Genomic DNA, 6139 nt, shown 5'->3' with positions numbered 1-6139 from the left:
TGTTTTCAAGAAGCTTTACACAAAGCAACGCAATCTCTTGAAATTAAACGAAATGGATTAGGTGCAGATGGAAAGGGTGAAACCAATTACGATGTAATTATTGAAAAATTAACCAACCCAAGTTGGGATCGTGTTTTTGTAATTTACGATGCAATTTCAATTGGAATTCCTTTAAGTAGAATTCACGAAATCACAAAAATTGATATGTGGTTTTTAAAGCAATATGAGCAATTATTAGTTTTAGAACGTGAAATTTCAACTAATAAATTAGAAACGTTAACCTATGATTTATTGTTAGAAGCAAAACAAAAAGGTTTTGCAGATAGACAAATTGCACATATGTTAGATTGTTTTGAAAGCGAAGTATACGCTAAAAGACAAGAGTTAAATATAAACAGAGTTTATAAATTAGTTGATACATGTGCAGCTGAGTTTAGCGCACAAACACCATACTATTATTCTACTTTTGAAAACAAGATGATTACTGCCGAAAAAGGTTCGTATTCAGATAACGAAAGTATTGTAACAGATAAAAAGAAAATAGTTGTTTTAGGTTCTGGACCAAATAGAATTGGACAAGGAATTGAGTTTGATTATTGTTGTGTGCACGGCGTTTTAGCAGCTAGAGAAGCTGGTTATGAAACTATTATGATTAACTGTAATCCTGAAACTGTTTCAACCGATTTTGATACTGCTGATAAATTATATTTTGAACCAGTTTTTTGGGAACATATTTATGATATTATTCATCACGAAAAACCAGAAGGAGTTATTGTTCAATTAGGTGGACAAACTGCTTTAAAATTAGCTGAAAAATTAGATAAATGGGGTGTTAAAATTATTGGAACTAGTTTTGAAGCATTAGATTTAGCTGAAGATAGAAAACGATTCTCTGAATTATTGGTTGATTTAGATATTCCTTTTCCAAAATATGGTACAGCAACAACTGCAGATGAGGCCGCTGCAATTGCAGATAATTTAGATTTTCCAATTTTAGTACGTCCATCATATGTGTTAGGAGGACAAGGAATGAAAATTGTGATTAATAAAGAAGAGCTAGAAACACACGTTGTTGCCTTATTAAGAACAATACCTAATAATATGTTGCTTTTAGACCATTATTTAGATGGTGCAATTGAAGCTGAAGCTGATGCAATTTGTGATGGAGAAGATGTATATATTATTGGTATAATGGAACATATTGAGCCTTGCGGAGTGCATTCGGGTGATTCAAATGCAACATTGCCGCCATTTAATTTAGGTGAGTTTGTAATGCAGCAAATTAAAGATCATACCAAAAAAATTGCATTAGCTTTAAAAACAGTTGGGTTAATTAATATTCAATTTGCAATAAAAGATGATGTGGTTTATATTATCGAAGCAAATCCTAGAGCGTCACGTACTGTTCCTTTTATAGCCAAAGCATATCAAGAACCTTATGTAAATTATGCAACTAAAGTAATGTTGGGTGTAAATAAAGTGAAAGACTTTGCATTTAATCCTAAATTAGAAGGTTTTGCAATTAAGCAACCTGTTTTTTCTTTTAATAAATTTCCAAATGTTGATAAAAAACTAGGTCCTGAAATGAAATCAACAGGAGAAAGTATCTTGTTTATTGATAGCTTAAAGGATGATCAGTTTTATGAGCTATATTCTCGTAGAAAAATGTACCTGAATAAATAGTTTAAGATTAAATATAAATTATAAAAAAGGAGTTCAAATTTTGAACTCCTTTTTTTATTGTTAGAAATAAAACATATATTTGTTTAATTAAAATATAAAAGCTTTGAACAATATTAAAACCGAGTTTACAATTAAGGACTTAGAAAATTTTTCTGGTATTAAGGCGCATACTATAAGAATTTGGGAAAAGCGGTATAATTTGTTTGAACCTAATAGAACTGAATCTAATATTAGATATTATAATATAGATAATTTAAAAAAATTATTAAATGTTACTTTACTATATAACAGTGGTTTAAAAATTTCTAAAATTGCTGATCTTTCTAAAACTAAAATGGAAATTAAGGTAAAGGAAATTGTGTTTAAAGAAGGTTTTGAAAGCAGTGCCTTAAACTCGTTTAAATTAGCAATGTTAAATTTTGACGAACCGCTATTTAATCAAACCTATAATAGTTTATTATCGCACAGTTCTTTTAGAACTATTTTCACAAAAATATTTTTACCATTTTTAAATGAAATAGGAGTTTTATGGATGGTAAACTCTATAACTCCAGCACACGAACATTTTATAGCCAATTTAATTAAGCAAAAGTTATATTTTAATATTGAAAAACTTCAATTAATTAATTCAAATAATTCTTCAAAAAAGTATATTTTATATTTACCGTTAAATGAAATTCATGAATTAGGATTGTTATTTCTTCATTTCGAATTATTATTTCAAGGAAAGCATTCTATATATTTAGGGCAAAGTGTGCCTGTAGAAAATTTAAACGATCTTCAAAGTATTTATCAAGACTGTTGCTTTGTTACAAATTTAACCGTTGAACCTAGTAAAACTTCTATTGAATTGTATTTAGATGAAGTATATACAAATGTGCTTAAAAATTCTAATAGTGAATTGTGGGTTACAGGATATAAATTAAATCAAATTTCAGAAAATTATCAAATACCTAATCAGGTAAAACTGTTTCCATCAATGGAAACACTGTTAAATAATGATTAAATTTTTTTGAAAAATTTTGTTTTGTCTAATCTTTTCGTATATTTGTTAAACAAAATATGAAAAACATAATTATAATAGGGTCGGGATTTTCATCACTTTCAGCTTCGTGTTACTTAGCTCAAAAGGGATTTAATGTTACTATACTTGAAAAAAATGCAAGTGTAGGAGGAAGAGCGCGTGTTTTAGAACACGATGGATTTAAATTTGACATTGGTCCAACTTGGTATTGGATGCCAGATGTATTTGAGAAATTTTTTAATGATTTTGATAAAAAACCATCAGATTATTACGATTTAAAAAAATTAGCACCAGCTTATCAAGTTTATTTTGATACACTTGAATCTTTAACTATTTCAGATAATCTTAAGGAAATTTATGAACTTTTTGAAAATGAAGAAAAAGGAAGTTCTAATTATTTAAAAAAGTTTTTAAAAGCGGCAAAATTCAATTATGAAATTGCTGTAAATAATATGGTTTACAAGCCAGGAAATTCAATTACAGAATTAATCACTTTTGATACCATTAAAAATGTAAATCAGTTTTTTAAAAGTATTAGTGCAGAAGTTAGAGCTAATATTAAAAGCAAAAAGTTAATTCAAATATTAGAATTTCCAGTATTGTTTTTAGGTGCAAAACCATCAAATACACCAAGTTTTTACAGTTTTATGAACTATGCCGATTTTGGCTTAGGAACATGGCATCCAGAAGGAGGAATGTTTGAAGTTGTAAAAGCATTTGTTTCGTTAGCAACCGAATTAGGAGTTACTATTAAAACCAATCAGAATGTAGAAAAAATTGAAGTTGAAAACGGAAAAGCTACTGGTGTATTGGTTAATGGTGAGTTTTTAGCTGCTGATATTATTGTGAGCGGTGCAGATTATCACCATTCAGAAACGTTGCTAGATGAAAAATATAGAATGTACTCTGAAAACTATTGGAGTAAAAAAACATTTGCACCATCATCTTTATTATTTTATGTAGGATTTAATAAAAAATTAAAAAATGTTACACATCATACGTTATTTTTTGATACCGATTTTGATGTGCATGCGATAGATATTTATGATACGCCAAAATGGCCAAAAGAGCCGCTTTTTTATGCAAGTTTCCCTAGTATAACCGATAATAGTTTTGCCCCTATTAATAATGAAGCGGCTACTTTTTTAATTCCAATTGCTCCAGGAATTGAAGATACTCCAAAAATTAGGGAGCTTTATTTTAATATAATAATAGAACGATTAGAAAAATTAACCAATCAAAAAGTTTCTAAAAATATTTTATTTAAAAGATCGTATTGTGTAAACGATTTTATAACAGATTATAATTCGTATAAAGGAAATGCATACGGTTTAGCTAATACATTAACGCAAACAGCTTTTTTACGTCCAAAAATTATCAGTAAAAAAGTTAAAAATTTGTTTTTTACAGGTCAATTAACGGTTCCAGGTCCAGGTGTTCCGCCATCAATAATTTCAGGAAAAATTGTTGCTGAAATGGTTGTGAAAAATGCTATTTAAAAAAATATATTATATTTAACTACTAACTAAAAATATTGATTATGAAACAATTATTTGATAATACATCTTTTATGTGTAGCAAAATTGTCACTAAAAAGTATAGTACTTCTTTTTCTTTGGCGGTAAAAATGCTATCGCCAAAAATAAGAGAAGGTATTTATAGTATTTATGCTTTTGTGAGGTTTGCTGATGAAATAGTTGATTCTTTTCACGGTTATGACAAAAACAAGTTAATTAATCAGTTTGAAGCAGATTATTATTCGGCTTTAGAGGCTGGCATTAGTTTAAATCCAATATTAAATTGTTTTCAGCTTACTGTAAAAAAATACAATATTACCGATGAATTGGTGCAAGCTTTTTTAACAAGTATGAAACTTGATTTGAATAAAACCGAATATAAAACTCAAGATGAATACAATAATTATATTTATGGTTCTGCAGATGTTGTAGGATTAATGTGTTTAAAAGTTTTTGTAAATGGCGATAACGAAAAATATGAAAGTTTAAAAGAACCTGCTATGAAATTAGGTTCTGCTTTTCAAAAAGTAAATTTTTTAAGAGATTTAAAAGATGATTATGAAATTTTAAATCGTTCTTATTTTCCAGGAGTCAATTTAAAATCTTTAAATTTTGAAGAAAAACAAGTAATTATAAATGAAATTGAAGAAGATTTTGCCGAAGCGTATAAAGGCATAAAATTATTACCAATTGAAGCTAAGTTTGGTGTGTACACAGCGTATATTTATTATAAAAGATTATTGTCAAAATTAAAAAGCACACCTTCAGAAAAAATATTAACAACCAGAATTAGGGTTTCTAATCCAATGAAATTAAGTTTGTTAGCACGATCGTTTTTGGTGTTTAAATTAAATATGTTATAATAATTTATGAAGGTTTTACTGTTTTTTCTATGTAGTACAATTTCAGTATTTTCTTTTGAAATAGAGGATGTTAGAAATAATTTTTTAAATGTTACAACTATTAAAGAAGCAGATAATTATATATTAATATTAGAAAAAAGTAATATAAAAGAAGCAAAAGCATATAAAGCAGCAATGTTATTATTGAAGGCAAAATTTGCATTTTTCCCATTTAATAAATGGAGCTATTTTAAAAACGGTTCAGAATTATTAGATAGTACAATAGCTACTAATTATATAAATGTTGAAATGCGTTATATACGGTTTTTGTTTCAAAGTGAAATTCCAAAATTTTTAGGATATCATAAAAATATTGAACAAGATTATAATTTTATAATTAACAATATTATTAATTGTTCATTACCTTTAAAGTTTAAACATACAATGTTACATAAAATGTTGTTGGTGAAAGGGATTACGGAAAATCAAATAACTGAAATAAACAAAGTAATTCAAAAAATATGATATTTTTATTAGTTACACTTATAACTTTTGTATTAATGGAATGTGTTACCTGGTTAACGCATAAGTTTGTAATGCACGGTTTTATGTGGTATTTTCATGAAGATCATCATCAACCTCAATATAAAAATTGGTTTGAACGGAATGATGTGTTTTTTGTAATTTTTGCCATTCCTAGTATTGTATTATTTTATTTTGGACTTCAAGGTGGGCTAAATTATTTATTCTTTATTGGTTTAGGAATTTTGTTTTACGGAATAGCCTATTTTTTAGTACATGATGTTTTAATTCATAGGCGTTTTAAATGGTTTAATAAAACCAATAATAAATACTTAATTGGATTACGTAAAGCACACAAAGTGCATCACAAACATTTAGGAAAAGAGGATGGAGAATGTTTTGGAATGTTGTTTGTACCCTTTAAATATTTTAACTTGTAATGAGCCTGTATTTAATTTTAAATATAGCATCATTTAGTATTCCATTTATTTACAGTTTTGAAAAGAAAATGCGCTTTATAAAATGGTGGAAAGCTGTTTTTTTATCCATTT

Annotated in this window: 6 protein-coding genes; all 6 read left to right on the top strand. The window is 27.4% G+C overall.

The features are described from left to right. On the top strand, positions 1 to 1683 hold a 1683-nt coding region (gene carB / locus ABY298_RS14195; RefSeq protein ID WP_372746718.1), incomplete at its 5' end, for a carbamoyl-phosphate synthase large subunit. A gap of 103 nt (positions 1684 to 1786) precedes the next feature. After that, a complete protein-coding gene (locus ABY298_RS14190; protein WP_372746717.1) occupies positions 1787 to 2689 on the top strand; it encodes a MerR family transcriptional regulator in 903 nt (300 codons plus the stop codon). Positions 2690 to 2745: 56 nt separating this feature from the next. Beyond that, a complete protein-coding gene (locus ABY298_RS14185; RefSeq protein ID WP_372746716.1) occupies positions 2746 to 4206 on the top strand; it encodes a phytoene desaturase family protein in 1461 nt (486 codons plus the stop codon). A 41-nt stretch (positions 4207 to 4247) separates the two neighbouring features. Then, positions 4248 to 5087: a phytoene/squalene synthase family protein gene (locus ABY298_RS14180; protein WP_372746715.1), complete on the top strand. Its 840-nt coding sequence runs from the start codon at positions 4248 to 4250 to the stop codon at positions 5085 to 5087. A gap of 6 nt (positions 5088 to 5093) precedes the next feature. Further along, positions 5094 to 5591, top strand: a complete 498-nt coding sequence (locus ABY298_RS14175) for a hypothetical protein (protein WP_372746714.1) — start codon at positions 5094 to 5096, stop codon at positions 5589 to 5591. Then, positions 5588 to 6028, top strand: a complete 441-nt coding sequence (locus ABY298_RS14170) for a carotene hydroxylase (RefSeq protein ID WP_372746713.1) — start codon at positions 5588 to 5590, stop codon at positions 6026 to 6028. The genes ABY298_RS14175 and ABY298_RS14170 overlap by 4 nt, the downstream gene beginning before the upstream one ends. Positions 6029 to 6139 lie beyond the last annotated feature (111 nt).

Source organism: Lutibacter sp. (assembly GCF_041596795.1).
Lineage (GTDB): Bacteria > Bacteroidota > Bacteroidia > Flavobacteriales > Flavobacteriaceae > Lutibacter.
This window is presented reverse-complemented; position numbering and strand designations above follow the sequence as displayed.